The organism is Streptomyces sp. NBC_00597 (assembly GCF_041431095.1).
In the GTDB taxonomy this organism is placed as follows: domain Bacteria; phylum Actinomycetota; class Actinomycetes; order Streptomycetales; family Streptomycetaceae; genus Streptomyces.
In genome coordinates this window covers 1,057,717-1,076,083 of record NZ_CP107757.1, presented here as the reverse complement: position 1 = coordinate 1,076,083, position 18,367 = coordinate 1,057,717, and the positions used below count along the sequence as shown (strand labels likewise).

Annotated in this window: 14 protein-coding genes and 1 tRNA gene; 10 read left to right on the top strand and 5 right to left on the bottom strand. The window is 73.7% G+C overall.

What is annotated here, in order from left to right:
• Positions 1 to 114: 114 nt before the first annotated feature.
• On the bottom strand, positions 115 to 1,449 hold the full coding sequence (locus OG974_RS04545; RefSeq protein ID WP_328764392.1) for a sugar ABC transporter substrate-binding protein: 1,335 nt from the start codon (positions 1,447 to 1,449) through the stop codon (positions 115 to 117).
• Between the two features lie 364 nt (positions 1,450 to 1,813).
• On the opposite strand from OG974_RS04545, the gene OG974_RS04540 reads away from it, so the two are divergent.
• Together OG974_RS04540 and OG974_RS04535 are read left to right on the top strand one after the other, a co-directional pair.
• Positions 1,814 to 1,889 (top strand) — tRNA-Cys (locus OG974_RS04540).
• Positions 1,889 to 3,922, top strand: coding sequence for a hypothetical protein (locus OG974_RS04535; RefSeq protein WP_329315225.1), 2,034 nt, complete (start codon positions 1,889 to 1,891; stop codon positions 3,920 to 3,922). Before OG974_RS04540 ends, OG974_RS04535 begins: the two co-directional genes overlap by 1 nt.
• On the opposite strand, the gene OG974_RS04530 is transcribed toward OG974_RS04535, so the two are convergent.
• The 3 genes from OG974_RS04530 to OG974_RS04520 all read right to left on the bottom strand — a co-directional run bounded on the left by OG974_RS04530 (position 3,876) and on the right by OG974_RS04520 (position 5,950).
• Positions 3,876 to 4,241: a hypothetical protein gene (locus tag OG974_RS04530; RefSeq protein WP_328764390.1), complete on the bottom strand. Its 366-nt coding sequence runs from the start codon at positions 4,239 to 4,241 to the stop codon at positions 3,876 to 3,878. The two genes, OG974_RS04535 and OG974_RS04530, sit on opposite strands and share 47 nt — an antisense overlap.
• A gap of 117 nt (positions 4,242 to 4,358) precedes the next feature.
• A complete protein-coding gene (locus OG974_RS04525) occupies positions 4,359 to 5,294 on the bottom strand; it encodes a serine/threonine dehydratase (RefSeq protein WP_371645450.1) in 936 nt (311 codons plus the stop codon).
• Between the two features lie 11 nt (positions 5,295 to 5,305).
• Entirely contained in the window at positions 5,306 to 5,950 is a 645-nt protein-coding gene (locus tag OG974_RS04520; RefSeq protein WP_327279663.1) for a TetR family transcriptional regulator, read from the bottom strand.
• Positions 5,951 to 6,151: 201 nt separating this feature from the next.
• Here OG974_RS04520 and OG974_RS04515 point away from each other — a divergent pair, with 201 nt between their 5' ends.
• From OG974_RS04515 to OG974_RS04480, 8 genes are all read left to right on the top strand, one after another.
• Complete coding sequence (locus OG974_RS04515) at positions 6,152 to 7,834, top strand: ricin-type beta-trefoil lectin domain protein (RefSeq protein WP_327279662.1); 1,683 nt, start codon at positions 6,152 to 6,154, stop codon at positions 7,832 to 7,834.
• Between the two features lie 173 nt (positions 7,835 to 8,007).
• Positions 8,008 to 10,317, top strand: a complete 2,310-nt coding sequence (locus OG974_RS04510) for an alpha-N-acetylglucosaminidase (RefSeq protein WP_371645448.1) — start codon at positions 8,008 to 8,010, stop codon at positions 10,315 to 10,317.
• 226 nt (positions 10,318 to 10,543) lie between these two features.
• Positions 10,544 to 10,846, top strand: coding sequence for a polyprenyl synthetase (locus OG974_RS04505; RefSeq protein WP_327279660.1), 303 nt, complete (start codon positions 10,544 to 10,546; stop codon positions 10,844 to 10,846).
• Complete coding sequence (locus OG974_RS04500; RefSeq protein ID WP_327279659.1) at positions 10,839 to 11,882, top strand: polyprenyl synthetase family protein; 1,044 nt, start codon at positions 10,839 to 10,841, stop codon at positions 11,880 to 11,882. Before OG974_RS04505 ends, OG974_RS04500 begins: the two co-directional genes overlap by 8 nt.
• A gap of 77 nt (positions 11,883 to 11,959) precedes the next feature.
• Positions 11,960 to 13,159 carry an oxygenase MpaB family protein gene (locus OG974_RS04495; protein ID WP_371645445.1) on the top strand — a complete coding sequence of 400 codons (1,200 nt, stop codon included), beginning with the start codon at positions 11,960 to 11,962 and terminating at the stop codon, positions 13,157 to 13,159.
• 185 nt (positions 13,160 to 13,344) lie between these two features.
• Positions 13,345 to 14,949, top strand: coding sequence for a molybdopterin-dependent oxidoreductase (locus OG974_RS04490; RefSeq protein WP_328764389.1), 1,605 nt, complete (start codon positions 13,345 to 13,347; stop codon positions 14,947 to 14,949).
• 46 nt (positions 14,950 to 14,995) lie between these two features.
• Positions 14,996 to 16,069, top strand: coding sequence for an alpha/beta hydrolase-fold protein (locus OG974_RS04485; RefSeq protein WP_328764388.1), 1,074 nt, complete (start codon positions 14,996 to 14,998; stop codon positions 16,067 to 16,069).
• 285 nt (positions 16,070 to 16,354) lie between these two features.
• The gene (locus OG974_RS04480) at positions 16,355 to 16,984 is read left to right on the top strand and encodes a hypothetical protein (RefSeq protein ID WP_327279656.1); all 630 of its coding nucleotides are present in this window, start codon (positions 16,355 to 16,357) and stop codon (positions 16,982 to 16,984) included.
• A 1-nt stretch (position 16,985) separates the two neighbouring features.
• Here the strand turns inward: OG974_RS04480 and OG974_RS04475 are convergent, their stop codons facing one another.
• Positions 16,986 to 18,236 (bottom strand): cytochrome P450, encoded by a 1,251-nt coding sequence (locus tag OG974_RS04475; RefSeq protein WP_327279655.1) that lies wholly within the window; start codon positions 18,234 to 18,236, stop codon positions 16,986 to 16,988.
• Positions 18,237 to 18,367: the final 131 nt, after the last annotated feature.

Genomic DNA, 18,367 nt, shown 5'->3' with positions numbered 1-18,367 from the left:
CGGTGCGCCCGAGGGGGTCCGCGGTGGAGTCGGCGGGGTCGACTGAGGCAGCGGGGTCGGCCGGGCTCCCGCCGGGGTCTCCCGGTTGCGCGGCTGCGGCGTACGCGGCGCGCGTCATTGCCGCGCCGACTTGGCGAGCAGCTGGTTCGCCTCCTCCTGGGCCTTGCGTACGGCCGCCTTCGGGTCCTGCTCGCCCTGGATCGCCTTCTGCATCTCGCGGACGACCGCGTCGCCGACCTGGTTGGTCCACTGGACGGGGGTGTTGGCGTCGAGTGCGGCGCTCTTCAGCTGCTCGGCGCCGACCGCGCGGGCCACCGTCTCGGCGTCCTTGCCGTCGCCCCGGTCCGCGAAACGCGGATCGGCCAGGCCCCGGGCGTTGGACGGGTAGATGGTCGCGTTCTTGGAGAACTCCACCTGGTTGGGCCCGTTGGTGACCCACTTGGCGAACTCGGCTGCTGCGTCGAGGTGTTCCGTGCCCTTCTTGATGCCGAGCGACTGGGCGTAGATGCCGATGTGGCCGAGCGTGCCGGTGACCGCCCCCGCGACCTGGGTGCCCGCGTAGATCTGCGGCGCGTTCTGCTTGATGTCCTTGACGAAGCCCGGGGAGCCGGGGCCGAAGACGAGTTTCCCGCCGCCGTAGAGCTGGTTGATGTCATCGGCCTTGAGGAGGGACTCCTTGGGCATGGCGCCCTTGGCGTACAGGGCCTTCATCCGCTCGACCCACTCGACGGCCTTCGGGGTGTCGAAGACGAACCGGTCCTGCTTCCCGTTCAAGATCGGTACGCCCATCTTTTGCCAGTCCCCGGGGAGCCGGCCCTTGGGATCGGCCATGAAGGCGGAATACCGGCCGCCCGACGCGGCGGCGATCTTGTCGGCGTAGTCGAAGAACTGCTCGACGCTGGTCGGCGGCTTCGCCGGGTCCAGCCCGGACTTCTCGAACAGCTCCTTGTTGTACGTGAGGATCTCCGGGGTCACGTACCACGGGTAGGCGTACACGCCGTTGCCCTTGCCGGGGAGCTTGAACTGCTCCCAGGAGCCGGGGACGTACTCCTCGGCGACCTCCGGATCGAGCTCGGCGACGTCGGCGAGCAGGCCGCGGTCGCCGAGGAGTTGGAAGGAGTCGGTGGACAGGTTGACCACGTCGGGGAGGGCGCCGGCCTGCGCGTCGGCGACGAGCTTCTCGTTGTAGCCGTCGCCGGGCACGTCCTCCCATCTGACCTTGGCCTCGGGGTACTTCTTCTCGAAGGCGTCGATGACGCCCTGGACGTACGCGGTGAACTTGGGCTTGAGCTGGAGGGTGCGGAAGGTGATCTCGCCGGACACCTTGCCGCTCTTGCGGGCCTGCGGCACCTCCGTGGCGCCACCGCTCACTCCACAGGCGGCGAGCGGGAGGAACGTGCCGACCACGAGCGTGGCGATGGCAGCACGGGTCGCGTTCGAACGGGTCATCGTCGCCACCTTCAGGGGGAGTTCCGGCCTCGCTGCCGGAGCGCGCAGCCCACGCTGACCCCACATCGCGACGTCGTCAATGCGGCCGAAGTCCCGATGGGCGGGTATCCATGGGTACCGAATCACCGCACCGGCCCGGCAGGCAGAGGAAAGTCTCGGAGTCAATACCGCAACGACCTGGACTAATGCGCTTTAGTTCTAAACCTGTCGGAGGTGATATCGATTCCATAACGAACCCGCTCCCGGGTCGGATTTTGACTTCTTACGGGCGGTCGAACGAGCCCGTGCACTAATGCGGTTTACCTGGGGTGCACCGTCAAAGTCCGTTGCGCGCCGGGCGCTCGAACGACTAGGTTCCCGAGAACGGCGTGTAGCTCAGCAGCCAGAGCACCGACCTGCACAGTCGGAGGGCGCAGGGGCAGGACCTGCCACGCCGGCCATGAACGAGAAGACCGACCAGCAGCCCCCCGCCGGTTCCCCGCTCCCCGCGGCCGTCCGGGCCGGGGCCCGGATGCGCCACTGGTTGCGCGCGCTGTCCGACACGGACCGCGCCCGCCCCGCCGACGGCGGGCCGCTGCGCCCGTACGAGCTGGAAGCCGCCCGGCGGGCCGGCGTACCCGCCACGCGCCTGGACCTCTTCGCGCACTTCCTCGGCGGGGACGGCCTGCGCACCCTCTGGTCACTGCTGGACAGCGGACGGTACGAGGTCACCCTGCCCGAGGAGGCCGCCCTGCTCACGGTCGCCTGGCTGGTACGGGCCGGCGACGACGACGCCGCGGAGGAACTGGTGGCGCAGCTGCGCCCGTTCGCCGACCGGCTTCCCCTCACCCCGCGCCCTGCGGACCTCCCCGCCCCGCCGGCCGACGCCGTGCGCCGCCGGAGCGCCGCCGAGGCCTCGATCGTCCTCGGCCTGCGCAAGCCGAACCCCGCCGTCGAGGCACAGCGCGAAGCGCTCTCCGTCTGGCGGCCCATCGAGGACGAGCTGCTGGCCCACCGGCTGCGCGCCGACTCCGAAGGGCACGGCGCGCAATGGCGTGCCGACGGCGCCGCCCTGCTGGAGCGCTACGCGGACCTGGCCGCCCGACACACCCGGTGCACCGGGCACCTCGACCCCAAGTCCAACCCCGCCATCCTGCGGCGCGCACTGGCCGAAGCGGTCGCGGGACGTCCTGCGGACCCCCGGCTGGCCGGTCTGCTGCGCCACGCCGTCACCTCGATGGTCGCCAAGCGGGGACGGCCCGGGTCCCCCGAGCACACGAGGCTGCGCGAGGTCCAGGCCGCGCAAGCCGCCCGGCCCGCGCACCACGAGCTGGCGGCGCTGGCCCGGCACCGGCTCTGCGCGCCGGACGCGGACCGTGCGGCGCCCGGGGCGGGCCGACTGGAGGGCCCCGTGACCGCCGAGGAGGCCGCACGGACGAGCCTGCCCGCCGGGACTGCGCTGCCCCCGGCGGTCCGCGCGCTGCTCGCCGGAATCCGCCCCACTGACGTGACCGCCCTGCTGGCGCAAGCGGCGGTGCCCTCCGCGGAGGTGCTGGCCGAGCTCGTCCCACAGCTCGCCACCACGCACACCGCCCGCGGATACGCCGACGAGCCGCTGCGCACGCTCTTGGCGGCAACGCACCGGTCCGGGGCGGCCCGTTCGACGGTGAACCACTGGTGGACGCCCGCCCGGCACGCCCGGACGGGTACCGCGCCCTGGGTCCGGGCGGTCGCGGCCCACGGCCCCGATCCGGTGGCGCAGGCGCGGCTGACACTGCGGGCGGTCGGCGAACTGGCCGTGGAGGCGTTCCCCGGCGCGGGGATCCCCGACCGGCTGGTGGGCACTCTCTCTTCGCTGGCCCAGCTGGCGCAACTGCCGGTCCGCTTCCTCTCGATGCCGCTCGCGAACTCGTTCTCGGGGGCCGTGAACCCGGATCTGTACCCGGCCGTGCACAACGCCGCCGACTTGCTCCGGGGCACGCCGTACGAGCGCTACTACGGCATCGACTACGCGGCGCTCCGGGAACGGGCGGCGGCGCAGGACGCGGTCGCGCTCATGGACCTGTGCGCCGGGCGCGCCGGCCTGCCGCAGCACCGGCGCACCGGCCAGGGCGGCCGACGGGACACCCCCCTCGCCCATGACGCGGCCGTCCAGGAACAGGCCCGCGTCCTCACCACGTTCAACATGGCCACGCTGGTCCGCGAGGTGGGCATCGAGCCGTCCTCCGGCTGGGACGGCCTGGCCCGCGGGGCGTTCACCGCGGCCCGCCGCCGGTCGGCCACCCCCAAGCGGACCGCCTGCGCCTGGCGGCAGCTGGTGTTCCACCTCTCGCTGTGCGGTGCGGACGAGCAAGCGGCGGTGCTCGTCTGGATCGACGCGGAGCTGGCCCGGCTCCCGCAGGCCGCCGCACGGCTCGCGCCCGCGCTCGCCCGGCTGCGCCTGGCCGCTACTTCATCCGGTACTCGACCTTCTCCGCGAGCTTGCCGTCCTTGAAGCAGAAGCGGAACACGGTCTCCGCGCCGCCCTCGGCGTCCGCGGCAGATATGTACCAGGAGCAGACGCTGCCTGCCGGTTCGGCCGGGCCGCCCGACTTCAGGGCGTCCTTGATGAAGCTCTCGCCGGACGGCATCTTGGCGCGGACCGCGTCCTCCGGGTCGCCGACGGCGACCGATTGGTAGACGCCGGGTTCGAGCATGGTCTTACCGGCGGCGTCGACGACCTTCCCGACGCCGAAGACCAGTGCCGCGGCGGCCGCGAGGCCGAGCACCAGCATCACTCCACAGCCGATCAGACAGCCCTTGCGCTGTGCCACGTCCGTTCCTCCGTACCTTGCAGATCTCGTTGACACTCAGACCTTCGCAAGGGTCGGGAGCCGCGCGCCGTCCTCCAAAGTCTTCGGCGCCCGCGACGATCGTCGTGGGCAGAGCCGTCAGTTCGAGGGGGCCGTCAGGTCGCCGGGGTCGGTGTTCGCGCCGCACAGGACGACGGCCACCCGCTCCCCCGGCGGCTCCGGTGCGGTGCGCAGGGCCGCCAGGGCCGTGGCCGCGCCCGCTTCCACCGCGATCCGGTGCTCCTCCCACAACGCGCGCCGGGCCCCGGTGATCGCCGCGTCCGGGACCAGGACGGACCGTACGTCGTCCTGCTGTGCAGCAGCCAGCGCGGCCGCCGAGACGCGGGTGGCGCCCAGCGAGTCGGCGGCGACCGAGTCCACGGTGACGTCGACGGGCCGGCCCGCCTCCAGGGCCGCGTTCAGTGCCCGGCAGTTCTCCGGTTCGGCGGCGATGACCCGTACGCCGTGCTCGCGGGCCGCGGCGGCGACACCGGCGAACAGTCCGCCGCCGCCGACCGCGACGACCACGGTGTCCAGGCCGGGCAGTGCGGCCCGGATCTCGTCCAGCAGCGTGCCGGCGCCCGCCGCGATGAGCGGGTGGTCGTAGGCGTGGCTGCTCAGCGCGCCGCTCGCCGCCGTGAACTCCCCGCACGCGGCCAGCGCTTCGGAGTACCGGTCGCCGACGAGCCGTACGTCGGCCCCGTACCCGCGCAGCCGCTCCACCTTCACGCGGGGCGCGGTGACGGGCAGGAACACGGTGGCGGGGACGGAGTGTGCGCGGGCCGCCCAGGCGCAGGCGAGGCCCGCGTTGCCGCCGGAGGCGATGGTGACCCCCGCCTCGGGGAGGGCGCCGGCGGCGTGGTGGGCGGCGAGGAAGTTGTGGGCGCCGCGGGCCTTGAAGGAGCCGGTGTGCTGGAGGTATTCCAGCGCGTACCAGACGCCGTCGGCGGCGGGCGCGACGGCGACCGGACGGACCGACCCGGCCAGCCGGTCGGCGGCGGCGCGTACCGCGGCGTAGTCGAGCTGCTGTTCCATGGCGGGTCCCTTCAGGCGGCGGTAGGCCGGTTGGCCTCGATCAGCTGGCGCAGGGCGCCGTAGTACACCTCGTGGTCGGTCAGGGCGGGCAGTACCTCGGCCAGTCCGCCCGAGAGCACGGGGAACCGCTCCGGATCCAGCGCTGCCAGGGCGGCCCGCGAGGCGGCGGTGGCCCCGGCCGGATCCCGGTGGTCCACGAAGGCGGCGCTGCCGAGGGTGAGCAGGTACATGCGGCGGTACGCGGTCATGGCCTCGGCGGGGGTCATCCCGGCGGCCGTGCTGTCGGCGAGCGCGGGCTCGACCAGCCGGGCGAGCAGCCGGCGGCCGAGCCAGGGGCGGCCGCCGCGGAGCACCAGCAGCCCGGGGTGTGCGGTGAGCAGCCGGTAGAGCGCGGTGAACCGCTGTTCGGTGGCCTCGGCCCAGGCCGTCCCGGCCGGGATCGCGGGCAGTTGGCCGGCGAGGTGCTCGGTGCAGAGGTCGAGCAGTCCGGCGAGGTCGGTGCAGCGGCGCTGGACGGTGGCGTGGGAGATCCCGAGCCGGTCGGCGAGGGTGCGGAAGCTCAGTGCGTCCGGCCCTTCCTCGTCGATCAGGCGCAGGGCGGCGACGGCGATCGCGTCGGGCGTCGCGCGGTCCAGGGCTGCTGATCTCCTCGGCATGAGATACATCGTATCAGTCAGCGGAACATACGCCGTATCACACGGCCGCCTCCCCGATCGTGTGACGTCGACTACGGCCATATTGCTGGTCATTGAGCCATAACCATCGACTTATGTTGACAGTGGGTAGTCGCACCGCTGCACTGAGCGCACTACAGCCAGCCCCGCCGGTACGCCCGCCCCCCACGTCAAGGAGTCTTAGTGCCGCCTCGCCTGCGCGCGTCGCTCCCCTGCCTGACCGCGGCCGCCCTGCTCGCCTTCTGTCTCGCCCCCGCCCCCGCGGCCGCCGAGCCCCACGCCACCTCGGACACCCCGCTCGCGCTCACCCCGCCGATGGGCTGGAACAACTGGGCGCACTACATGTGCGACATCGACGAGGCCAAAGTGGTCGCGAACGCCGACGCGCTGGTCTCCAGCGGCCTCGCGGCCAAGGGCTACGACACCGTGACCGTCGACGACTGTTGGATGACCAAGAGCCGCGACGCGGACGGCAACCTGGTCGTCGACACGCAGAAGTTCCCGCACGGGATGGCCTGGCTCGGCGAACACCTGCACGCGAAGGGCCTGAAGTTCGGCATCTACGAGGACGCCGGCTCCCTCACCTGCGAGCGCTACCCCGGCAGCGGCTCCCCCGACGGCGGCGGCCCGGACCACTACGCCCAGGACGCCCGGCAGTTCGCGTCGTGGAAGGTCGACTACGTCAAGATGGACGGCTGCAACCTGTGGGTGCCGCCCGGGACGACGAAGGAACAGGCGTACCGCGACGCGTACGGCGCCGTCGCCGAGGCCCTGCGCACGAGCGGGCGTGACATGGTGCTGTCGGCTTCGGCGCCCGCCTACTTCCAGCAGGGCGAGTGGGGAGGCTCCGACTGGCACAAGGTCCTCGGCTGGGTCGGCGAGACCGGCCAGCTGTGGCGCGAGGGCAAGGACATCAAGGTCTACAACGCGGCCGCACCCGCGACCTCGCGGTGGAGCTCGGTGCTCGGCAACTACGGCTACAACCGCTGGCTCGGCCGGTACGCGGGCCCCGGCAACTGGAACGACCCCGACTTCCTGATCGCGGGCGCGCCCGGGCTCACCGAGGCCGAGAGCCGCAGCCAGGTGGGGCTGTGGGCGATGATGGCGGCGCCGTTCATCCTGTCGTCCGACGTCTCCCGGCTCACCCCGGCCGGGCTGGCCGCCCTGGGCAACACCGACCTGATCGCACTGGACCAGGACCCGATGGGCCGCCAGGGCGCGGTGCTCTCCGCGAACGCCACCTTCGAGGTGCTGGCCCGGCCGCTGGCCGACGGTGACCGCGCCGTCGCCGTGCTCAACCGGTCCGGCAGCACCCGGGACATCTCCGTACCGCTCGCCGACATCGGCCTGTCCACGTGCACGGTCGACGCCGAGGACCTGTGGAGCGGCAAGAGCACCGAGGTCTCGACCTCCCTGTCGGGCAAGCTGGCCGCGCACGACACGGCGGTGTGGCGGCTCTCGCCGCGCGAGGGCTGCGGCGCCGCGGTGCCCACCGGGCAGATCACCGGCAACGGCGCGCAGTGCGCCGACGGGGTCAACACCACCGGCGTCGGCGCGGTGGTCCTCGCGCCGTGCACCGCGGCGGCCGACCAGCGCTGGGTCCTCGGGCCGGACTCCAGCGTGCGGCTGACCGGTGAATGCCTGTCGGCGGGCGAGAACGGCGCCGTGGAATTGGCCGACTGCGCGCCCGGGGAGCCGGGCCAGCGCTGGACGCACCGCCGGGACGGCGCCCTGGTCGAGGACGTGAGCGGGATGTGCCTGACGGCTCCCGCCGCGGCCGCGACCCCGGACGCCCCGGCCGAACGGCTGAAGCTGACCGAGTGCGGCGACCACCGCAGCGACCAGGCCTGGTCGCTGCCGGTGTGACGTCCCCACCGGCGCCGTCCCACGGACCGCCCCGCGCGCGGGAGCCCTGCACGCGGGCCGCGGGACCGCTCGGCGCCCGGCACCCGGCACCCGGCACCCGGCACCCGGCACGGAATCCAGCCACGGGTCCCGCACGGGACCCCACCCCAGACCACGGATCGGTGACTCGACGGATGACGATCTCCTCGCCCCGGCGCCGGCGGCGCACGCAGTTGCGCCGCCGGGTCGCCCTCGCCGCGCTGCCGGTCCTGCTCTGCGCCGGCTCCCCCGCGCCGGCCGCCGTGGCCGATGCGGCCCTCGTACGGGACCGGGCGCCGGCGGCGGTACGGGACGGTGTGCCCGGCGCCCCGAAGCCGCGGGGCTTCGACACCGGTCCCGCGCGGGCCGCGCTGGAGCGGCTGCTGCCGCGCCACGCCGCCCAGTTCACCCTCGTGCCCGAACCGGCCGCCGCCGGGTCCGACCGGTTCACCGTGTCGGGGGCCGCGGGTGCGATCACCGTGCGCGGATCCAGCGGCGCCACCCTGCTCACCGGCGTCGGCTGGTACCTCCAGCACGTCGCCGGGGTCGACATCGGCTGGCCCGGCGACAGCATCGGCATGCTGCCCGCCCGGCTGCCCGCCGTGCCCGCGCCGGTCACCCGCAGCTCGCTCGTCCCGCACCGGTACGCCCTCAACGACACCGACGACGGCTACTCGGGCGCGTACCGCACCTTCGAGCAGCACCAGCGGCAGATCGACCTGCTCGCCCTGCACGGGATCAACGAGGTCTTCGTCCAGGCCGGAGCCGAGTACCCGTACTACCGGGCGCTCCAGGGCTTCGGCTACTCCGCCGCCGAGCTGCGCGCGTGGATCCCCGGCCCCGGGCACCAGAGCTGGTGGTTGCTGCAGAACCTGAGCGGCTTCGGCGGCCCGGTCTCCGAGCGGCTGGTGCAGGAGCGCGCCGAGCTCGGCGGGCGGATCGCCGAGCAGCTGCGCGGGCTCGGCATGACCCCGGTGCTGCCGGGCTACTTCGGCACGGTCCCGCCGGGGTTCGCCGCCCGCAACCCGGGCGCCAAGACGGTGGCGCAGGGCGACTGGGCGGGCTTCGACCGGCCCGACTGGTTGGACCCGTCCACCGCGGTGTTCGGGAAGCTGGCCGCCGCGTACTACGCGGAGCAGCGCGCCGTGTTCGGGGACAGCTCGATGTACCGGATGAGCCCGCTGCACGAGGGCGGGACGGCCGGCACCGTCGACGTGAAGAACGCCGCCCGCGCCGTCCAGTCGGCGCTGCACGCCGCGCACCCGGGCGCGATGTGGGCGGTGCTCGGCTGGCAGGACAGCCCCAAGCCGGAGCTGCTCGCCGGGGTGGACACCTCGAAGCTGCTGATCCTGGACGGGCTCTCCGACCGGTACAACCGGCTGGACCGCGAAACGCGCTGGGGCGGCGCCCCGTACGCGATGGGCACGATCTACAACTTCGGCGGGCACACCACGATCGGCGCGAACACCTCCGTGTGGATCGACCGGTTCGGCTCCTGGAGGGCCAAGTCGAACAGTGCGCTGAAGGGCACCGCCTACCTGCCGGAGGCCACCGGGACCAATCCGGCCGCCTTCGACCTGTTCACCGATCTGGCCTGGGAGCCCGGGCCGATCGACCAGCACACGTGGTTCGCCGATTTCGCGGCGCGCCGGTACGGGCGGCCCGACGAGGAGGCGGCCGCCGCCTGGGAGGAGCTGCGCACGGGCCCGTACAGCACCTCGTCCGGCCTGTGGTCGGAGTCCCAGGACAGCCTGTTCAGCGCCCGGCCCAGCCTGACGGCGGTGGGCGCGGCGTACTGGAGCCCGAAGTCGATGCGCTACCCGGCCGATGGGGTCCGCCGGGCCCTGGACCACCTGCTCAAGGTGGATCCGAAGCTGCGCGGCTCCAGCGCGTACCGCTTCGACCTGGTGGACACCGCACGGCAGGCCCTCGCCAACCACTCCCGGGTGCTGCTGCCGAAGATCAAGGCGGCCTACGAGGCGAAGGACCTGGCCGGGTTCCGCGAGCTGACCGGGCAGTGGCAGGACGGCGAGCGGCAGTTGGACGCCGTCACCGGCTCGGACCCGAACTTCCTGCTCGGCAACTGGCTGTCCGCGGCCCGCTCCTGGGGTTCGGACGCGGCCGAGCAGGACGGGTACGAGTACGACGCCCGCTCGATCCTGAGCGTGTGGGGCCGGCGCAGCACCAGCGAGGGCGGTTTCCTGCACGACTACGCGAACCGTGAATGGAGCGGCCTGATCCGGGAGTTGTACGCGCCCCGGTGGGCGGCCTACTTCGAGGCGCTGGAGGAGTCGCTGGTGAAGCGGGCGGCGCCCCGGGAGATCGACTGGCACGCCTTCGAGGAGGACTGGGCGCGGCGCACCACGCGGCATCCGAGCGGGGAGGACGGCCCGCAGGGGGATCCGTACGCCCTGGCATCGGACGTCGCGGCGGCCCTGAAATCCTCGGAGGGGGCCGCCCGATGACCGCTTACACCACCCGGCGCGGTGGCGGTCGGATCATGGGCTGATCATCACCCGCAGGTGGGAATCCCGCTACCCGTGCGAGGGAGAACGCCTCCGGAGGTTCGACGCGCGGGACGCGCACTCGGTTGACTGGCCCGGAACCGACCACAGGGGCGGCCGTCGGAACACCCGGCGGCCGCCCCTTCCGACGCCGTGACGGCACGACGCCAGCAGGAGTGCACCGAGCATGTCCGAGGACACCCCGCCCGCCGAGGACCGCACCACGCCCGTGACCCTGGAGCTGCTGACGCTCCTCGCCGCCGGGGTCGCGGATCTGGCCCTCGACCAGTTACGGCAGTCCGCCGACCGGGCCCAGGAGGTACTGCGCCGCTCCGACCTGCGGGAGCTGCTCACGGACGGGGTCGTGGAGCTGCGCAAGCGCGGAGAACTGGCCACCCGCCGGACGGGCGCGGGAGCGGACAACCATCTGGAGACCATGGCCCGGCGGGCCGCGGAGCGGGTCGCCGCCGAGGGCCACCCCCGTGCATGACCACACCGGCTTCAAGGAACGCATCGACGAGGTGCTGGTGCGACTGGCCGACGAGGAGGAGCGGACCCTGCTCGGACTGCACGCCGAACTCTCCCCGCTGTCGGAGCAGTTGCGCCGCTCGCTGGCCGACGGGAAGCGGATCCGGGCCGCATTCCTGTACTGGGGCTGGCGGGCGGCGGGGCAGCCCGACTGCGAGGGCGTGATCCGCGCCGCGGCCGCGATGGAACTCGTCCACGCGGCGGCCTGCACGCACGACGACATCATCGACGGCAGCACGATGCGGCACGGTCGGCTCACCGCGCACGCCGCGTTCGCGGCCACCGGGCAGCGCTCCACGGCCCTCGCGATGATCCTCGGCGATCTGCTGATGGGGTACGCGGGCCACGTCTTCAGCTCCTGCGGGCTCCCCGGCGCCTATCTGGCCCGGACCGTCCCCCTCTGGTCCGCGCTGCTGCGCGAGACGATGGCGGGCGAGTTCCTGGAAGTGCTGCGCACCGGGACCGGCCCCGCGCAGACCGCCCGGACACCGCAGGTGGCCGAGTCCTTGGAGGTGGCCCGCTTCAAGACGGCCAAGTACACCGTCGAGCGGCCGCTGCACCTGGGCGCCACCCTCGGCGGGGGCTCCCCCGCCCTGCACCGGGTCTTCTCCGCGTACGGGCTGCCGCTCGGCGAGGCCTTCCAGCTGCGCGACGACCTGCTGGGCACCTTCGGCGACCCGGCGAGGACCGGCAAGTCGAACCTGGACGACCTACGGGACGGCAAACCCACCGCGCTGCTCGCCCTGACCGTCGCGGCGGCCGGCGACGACGGGCGGCAACTGCTCGCCGAGCTGGTCGGCCGGTCCGGTCTGGACGGGGAAGAGGCCGCGGCGGTACGCGAGTTGATGGAGGCCTGCGGGGCCCGGCAGCAGGTCGAGGACATGATCCGGGAACGCATCGACCGGGCCGTCGCCGCGCTGGACGCCGTACCGATGCCCGCGGAGGCGCGGTCCGCGCTGGGCCAGCTCGCCGGCACCGCTGCCGAACGCTCGCTGTAGCCGCGGCCCGCCCGCACCCCGGCCCCCGGGCCCCGGCCCCCGCTGCTGCTGCCGCCCCCACGACAAGGACGAATGAAGTGACCACCGCCGAGAACGCCTCCGAGAACGCCGCCGCCCCGCCGCGTCCCCGCTACGACGACGCCGCCCTCGACGCCCTGTCCACACAGGGCGATCCGCTCGCCGACGAGACCGTCGCCGCGCTGTTCCACCGCGGCGAAGTGGGCGACTTCAACACGCTCATGCGGTTCTTCACCACCGCCGGGGACCCGCTCCCCGCACGGCTCCCCGCCTCCGCGCGCACCTACTTCGAGGCCACCGCCCTGCCCCCGGCCTGGGTCGACTGGGACGTCATGGAGCAGGCCCGGCTGTTCTTCATGGACAACGCCGCCCACATCAACACCGGCCTGTCCTTCGCCGCGATGCCCGTCAGCTACGCCGTCCCCCGGATGGCCCGACTGCTCTCCTCGACGCACTCGCTCGCGTACCCCTCCCGCCGAATGGCCAACACCGGCCAGTTCGTCACGTACCTCATGCGGACCGATGCCTTCGCCGACGGCAGCAAGTTCGTCCCGGCCGCGCAGAAGGTCCGGCTGCTGCACGCGGCGGTGCGCCACCACCTGCGCCACGGCGGCCACTGGGACGTCGAGCGGGACGGCACGCCCATCTGCCAGGAGGACATGATCGCCGGGCAGACGTTCTTCTCCCTGCTGGTGCTCGACGCCATGCACCGGCTCGGCATCCACATGAGCGAGGAGGGCGCGGAGGCCTACTACTACGCGTGGCGGGTCGTGGCGGCGATGCTCGGCTGCGACCTGTCGGCCGTGCCGGAGGACCTCGCCGAGGCCCGCGCGTACTGCGACCTCTACCTGCTGCGCCATCTCGGGCCCTCCCCCGAGGGCGTCGGCCTGGGCGCGCAGCTGCTGCGGCTGTACGAGGACGTGGTCCCCGGCACGCTCTTCGACCCGATGGTCCCGGCCACCGTCCGCTACCTCGTCGGCGACACCATCGGCGACTGGCTGGAGGTCCCGCGCAGCCCCTGGGACTCGGCGGCCAGGGCCGTCCCGGTGTTCCTGGGCCTGCTGGAGGCCGTCGAGGACAGCAGCCCGTTCGCGGAGTGGGCGCTCGACAAGGCGGGCTCGCTGCTCGCCGGCTTCGAGCTGTCCGCGCTGACCCGGGGCCGGGTCATGCACCACGCGATCCCGGCGGAGCTGAAGTCCGAGTACGGGGTGAAGGCCCCGCGTACCGGCCGCTGGGTGCCGCCGGCGCCGGCCTGCTGACCTCGGTGCACCGACCGCTGACCCGGTGCACCGACCCGCTGCACCGAACCGGTGCACTGACCCGAACGGGGCCGAACGGGCGCGGCCGGACGCAGGGGCGCCCGGGACGGCCCGGGGCGGAGTCACACTGGACGCGGCGGGCGGGGCCCCTCCCCGTCCGGTCTTCCGGCGGACGGTGACTGCGCATGACCCGTGTGAATTCGAACCCGGGGCGGCGGCGCCGCATCCTGGGCGGCGCCGTCTGCGGGCTGGTCGCCGCCTGTGCGGGACTGGCCGTGGCGGAGCTGGCCTCGGCGGCCGTCCGGCCGGAGGCCTCCCCGGTCACCGCGGTCGGCGGGGCCGTCGTCGACCGTACGCCGGTGGGCGTCAAGGAATGGGCGATCCGGGAGTTCGGCACCGCCGACAAGCTGCTGCTGACCCTCGGGATCGTCGTCGTCCTGGGTGCGGTGGCGGTCCTGGCCGGAGTGCTCGCCGTACGGCACCTGCCCGCCGGGATCGCACTCGCCGGCTGTTTCGGGCTGGTCGGAGCGGTGGCCGCGCTCAGCCGGCCGGAGGCGACCTGGCGCGATGCGCTGCCGTCGCTGGTGGGCGGGCTGGCGGCGGCCGGGCTGCTGTACCTGCTGGTCGGCGCGCTGACCAGGCCCCGCCCCGTGGGCGCGCCGCCGGGCGGGGCGTGGTCGCTGGACCGGCGCGGGTTCGGTCGGCTGGTCGCCGCAGCCCTCGCGGCCTCGGCCGGGATCGGGTACGCGGGGCGGCGGCTCGGCGCGTACGGCTCGGCGGGGGCCACGGCCTCGCGGGCGGACCTGGTCCTGCCGGAGCCCACCGTGCCGGCGGCGCCCGTCCCGCCCGGGGCGCAGCTGCCGGTGCCGGGGATCTCCCCGTTCATCACCTCCGCCCGGGACTTCTACCGGGTGGACACCGCCCTGGTCGTGCCCCGGGTGGACGCGGACACGTGGCGGCTGCGGATCCACGGGGAGGGCGTCGCCGCTCCGCTGGAGCTCGGGCTGCGGGAGCTGCTGGCCCGGCCGCTCGTCGAGCACGACATCACCCTGTGCTGCGTGTCGAACGAGGTCGGGGGCCCGTACGCGGGCAATGCCCGGTGGCTCGGCGTGCGCCTGGCCGATCTGCTGCGCGAGGCGGGGGTCCGGCCGCCCTCGCACGGCGGTCCGGCCGATCAGCTGGTGGCGCGGTCAGTGGACGGGATGACGCTCGGTACGCCCGTCGAGACGGTCATGGACGGTCGGGAGGCGCTACTGGCCGTCGGGATGAACGGCGAGCCGCTGCCCTTCGCGCACGGCTTCCCCGTACGGATGGTCGTACCGGGCCTGTACGGGTACGTCTCGGCGTGCAAGTGGCTGACCGAGCTGCGCCTGACGACGTTCGCGGCGTACGACGCGTACTGGGTGCGCCGGTCCTGGGCGCCGCGTGGCCCGGTCAAGACGCAGTCCCGGATCGACACCCCGCGCCCGTCCGCCGAGCAGCGGGAGGGGCGGGTCGCGGTGGCGGGCGTGGCGTGGGCGCAGCACCGGGGGATCGCCCGCGTGGAGGTACGGGTGGACGCCGGCCCGTGGCAGGAGGCCCGGCTCGGGGCCGCGGACGGCAACGACACCTGGCGGCAGTGGGTGTGGGTGTGGGACGCGACCCCCGGCCCGCACACCCTGGAGGTCCGAGCCACGGACGGCACGGGCGCCGTACAGACGGGGGTGCGCACCGGAACCGTCCCCGACGGGGCGACCGGGTGGCACTCGGTGCCGGTGCGTGTCCGTCCGGCTCCCCCGCGGAAGGCATGATGCCGACATCCTGGGAAACCTCCCCGTACGTCAGGAGCCGGCCCTCGTGGAGCTGACCAGTACGTCGTTCCTCGTCACGCTGATCGTGGTCACCGTGCTCGCCGTGCTCGCCGCGCTGCTGCTGTGGAACCGGATCCCGGGTCCCGGGTGGGTGCGCTGGCCCGTGCGGGTGCTGATGATCGCGCTGTGCCAGCTGACCTCCATCGCGGTGATCGCGACCTGGATCAACGGCAGCTACGGGCTCTACTCCTCCTGGGACGACCTGCTGGGCACGGAGAGCGCGCAGAACTCCACGGCGATGACCGGACCGCCGCCGGGCCGGGCGAAGTTCACCCTGGGCGGCGACGGTACGCAGAGCACCTATTTCCGCGGCTCACATTCCAAACTCGCCGGGCAGGTGATCGTGTGGACCCCGCCGGAGTACCGGGCTCCGGGAGCGGAGAAGACCCGGTTCCCGGTGCTGGTGCTGCTGCACGGGTACCCGGGTTCGCCGCGGACCTGGATCGACCTGGGCGGCATGCCGGGGACGCTGGAGCAGCTGGTCCGGGCGGGCGCGGCGCACCCGTTCATCGTCGTGATCCCGGAGATCTACCCGGGCGGGGTCAACACCGACTGCAGCAACACGCCGACGCGGAAGGTGGCCAGCTGGCTCGCGGAGGACGTGCCGGACCTGGTCTCGAAGAACTTCCGCACCCTGCGCGAGCCCGGGGGCTGGGGGCTGATGGGGGTCTCGACCGGGGCGTTCTGCGCGGTCAAACTGCCGTTGCAGTACCCGAAGGTGTTCCGGGCGGGCGCGGCGCTGGACCCGGACCCGCTGGGCGGGGACCCGGAGGTGCTGGCCGATCCGGTCCTGCGCGAGCGCAACAGCCCGTTGTGGCTGGTCCGGCAGGCAGAACGGGCCGACGTCGGGCTGTTCCTGGCCACTTCCGCGCAGGACAAGGACAGCCCGCCGCAGCAGCTGGAGACCTTCGGCCGGGCAGCGGCGGGCAGCGGGGTCCGGGTCAAGACCCTCGTCCGCCCGACCGGCGGGCACAACTTCCAGACCTGGACCGGGATGTACCCGGACGCGCTGGGCTGGCTGAGCACGGAACTCCCGCCGCCCGGCGACGGCCGAAGCTAGGCCGTGTCCGTCGCACGGCCCGGGCCGGGGCCCGGGCGACCGGCGTTGGCCGGGCGACCGGCGTTGGCCGGGCGGGTGGCGGCATCGGCGAATAGACTGGGGCGGTACGTCCTGCGCTCGCCCAGGCTCCCGGCAGTCGGCCGCGCGGACCCCTTCGGGATCGGTCGACGAGCGGCTCCGACGGTGCGCCGCCGGTCGACGCTGCGGAGGGGCCCAGGGACCCGCCCGTGGGCCGCTCGCCCGGTCGATCGTCCGGGCCGGGCCCACCCGTCCGAGAGGACGACCATGACCCGCCACCTCCGACGGCGGGCGCTCGCCCCGCTCGCCGTGCTGTCCGCACCCGCGCTGGCCCTGTTGGTGGTCGTTCCGGCGGCCGCCCGGCCCGCGGCCACCGTACCGGCCACCGTGACCGTCCCGTCGATCTGCCACGGTCTGACGCAGGGCAACGACCCTTACCACGTCGGGTGTCGGCAGGGGTACCTCGAAGGCTCCAGCTCCGGCAACCGCGACGGCAAGCCGCCCCTGTGCCACAAGACCCTTCCGCCGCTGATCCCGCCCAACCCCACCGCGTTCGTGCAGGGCAAGGTGGAGGGCTACAGGTACGGCTACAACCAGGCGTACGCCAAGTCCGCGGCCGCCAACAAGGCCGCGTGCGACGCCCTGGGCGCATCGCAGAACCCGACCGCCCCGAAGCCGCCCGCGCAGACGGAGGACAGCATGTTCGCCGCCGGGAAGGCCTCCGGGGAGACCTGGGGCCGCCAAGAGGGCACCGCGTGCGACCTCGCGCGCAAGAACGCCCGCCTCGTGCCGCAGAAGGTGCCCAACACCTTGATCCTGGCCTTCCAGAACGGCTACGCGGTCGGCTACGACACCGCCTACGACGAGGCGTACCGCCAGCACTGCCTGAACAAGTGACCTACGCCCCGTGCAGGCGTACCGGGAGGGATTCGACGCTGTTGCCGATGAAGCTGCGCTGGTGCGGGAGTTCGGGCTCCGGCACCGCGAGGTCGAGGTCCGGGAAGCGGGTGAAGAGCCGCTCCAGGGCGATGGTGGCCTCAAGGCGGGCGAGCGGGGCGCCGACACAGTAGTGCGCACCGTGCCCGAACGAGAGGTTGCGGGCGGCGGTGGGGCGGGTGACGTCGAAGCGGTCGGCGTCCGGGCCGTGGAAGGACTGGTCGCGGCCGGCCGCGGTGTAGCCGGCGAGGACCGGGGTGCCCTGCGGTATCACGGTTCCGTCGACGGTGAGGTCGCGGGTGGGGTACCGGAAGGGGAACCAGCTGACCGGTCCGTCCCAGCGCAGGGTCTCGTCCACCACGTCGGACCAGGTGGCCTTGCCCTCCTGGACCAGGGCGAGCTGGTCGCGGTGCGTGCACAGGGCGCGGACGGCGTTGCTGATCAGGTTGAGGGTGGTCTCGTGGCCCGCGACGAGCATCAGGCGCATGGTGCCGATGAGTTCGGCCTCGCTGAGCCGGTCGCCGTCTCCCTCGCGGGCGGCGATCAGCGCGCTGGTGAGGTCGTCGCCCGGGTTCTCCCGGCGGGCGGCGGCGATGGTGCCCATCAGCTCGACGAGCTCCCGTACGGCGGCCATCGCCTCCGCGGGGGTGGTGTCGGTCGCGATGATGACCGTGTTGGACAGGTGGTGCAGCCGGCCCCGGTGCTCGGGGTCCACGCCGAGCAGCTCGCAGATGACGCTCATCGGCAGCGGCAGCGCGAAGTGGGTGCGCAGGTCCGCGACTGCGTCGGGGGCTTCGGCGGCCGCCCGGCCGAGATCGTCGAGCAGGCGGGCGGTCAGCTCCTCGATGCGCGGCCGCAGCCGTTCCACCTGGCGGGCGGTGAAGGCGTTGCCGACGAGGGAGCGCAACCGGCGGTGGTCGGCGCCGTCGGCGGTGTGCATGCCCTGGGCGTTGGCGAACACCCGCAGCGGCCAGTCCGGCGCGATGGTGCCGTCGTGCAGGGCCGGGAAGTGCCGGGCGTCCTTGGCCGCGTCGGGGTGGGCGAGGAACTCCTTGAGCGCCTCGTGTCCGAGGACGACCGCCCCGGGTACCCCGCCGGGCAGGACGACGTCCGCCACGGCGCCCCGGGCGCGCAGCCGGGCGTTGAGGGCGTGCGGGCAGCCGCCCGCGGGGTCGATGACGTGGGCGGGCGTGTGTGCGTCGTCGGGTGACAAGCCGGCTCTCCTGACCGTTCGGATGAATCTCGGGCAACAGTGCGGCCTGGAGAGCGGGTTGGACAAGGGGGTTCGGCGGCTCGGACCGGCGCGCCCTTGCGGGTGTCCGGCGGCGGGGGCGGCGTAGGGTC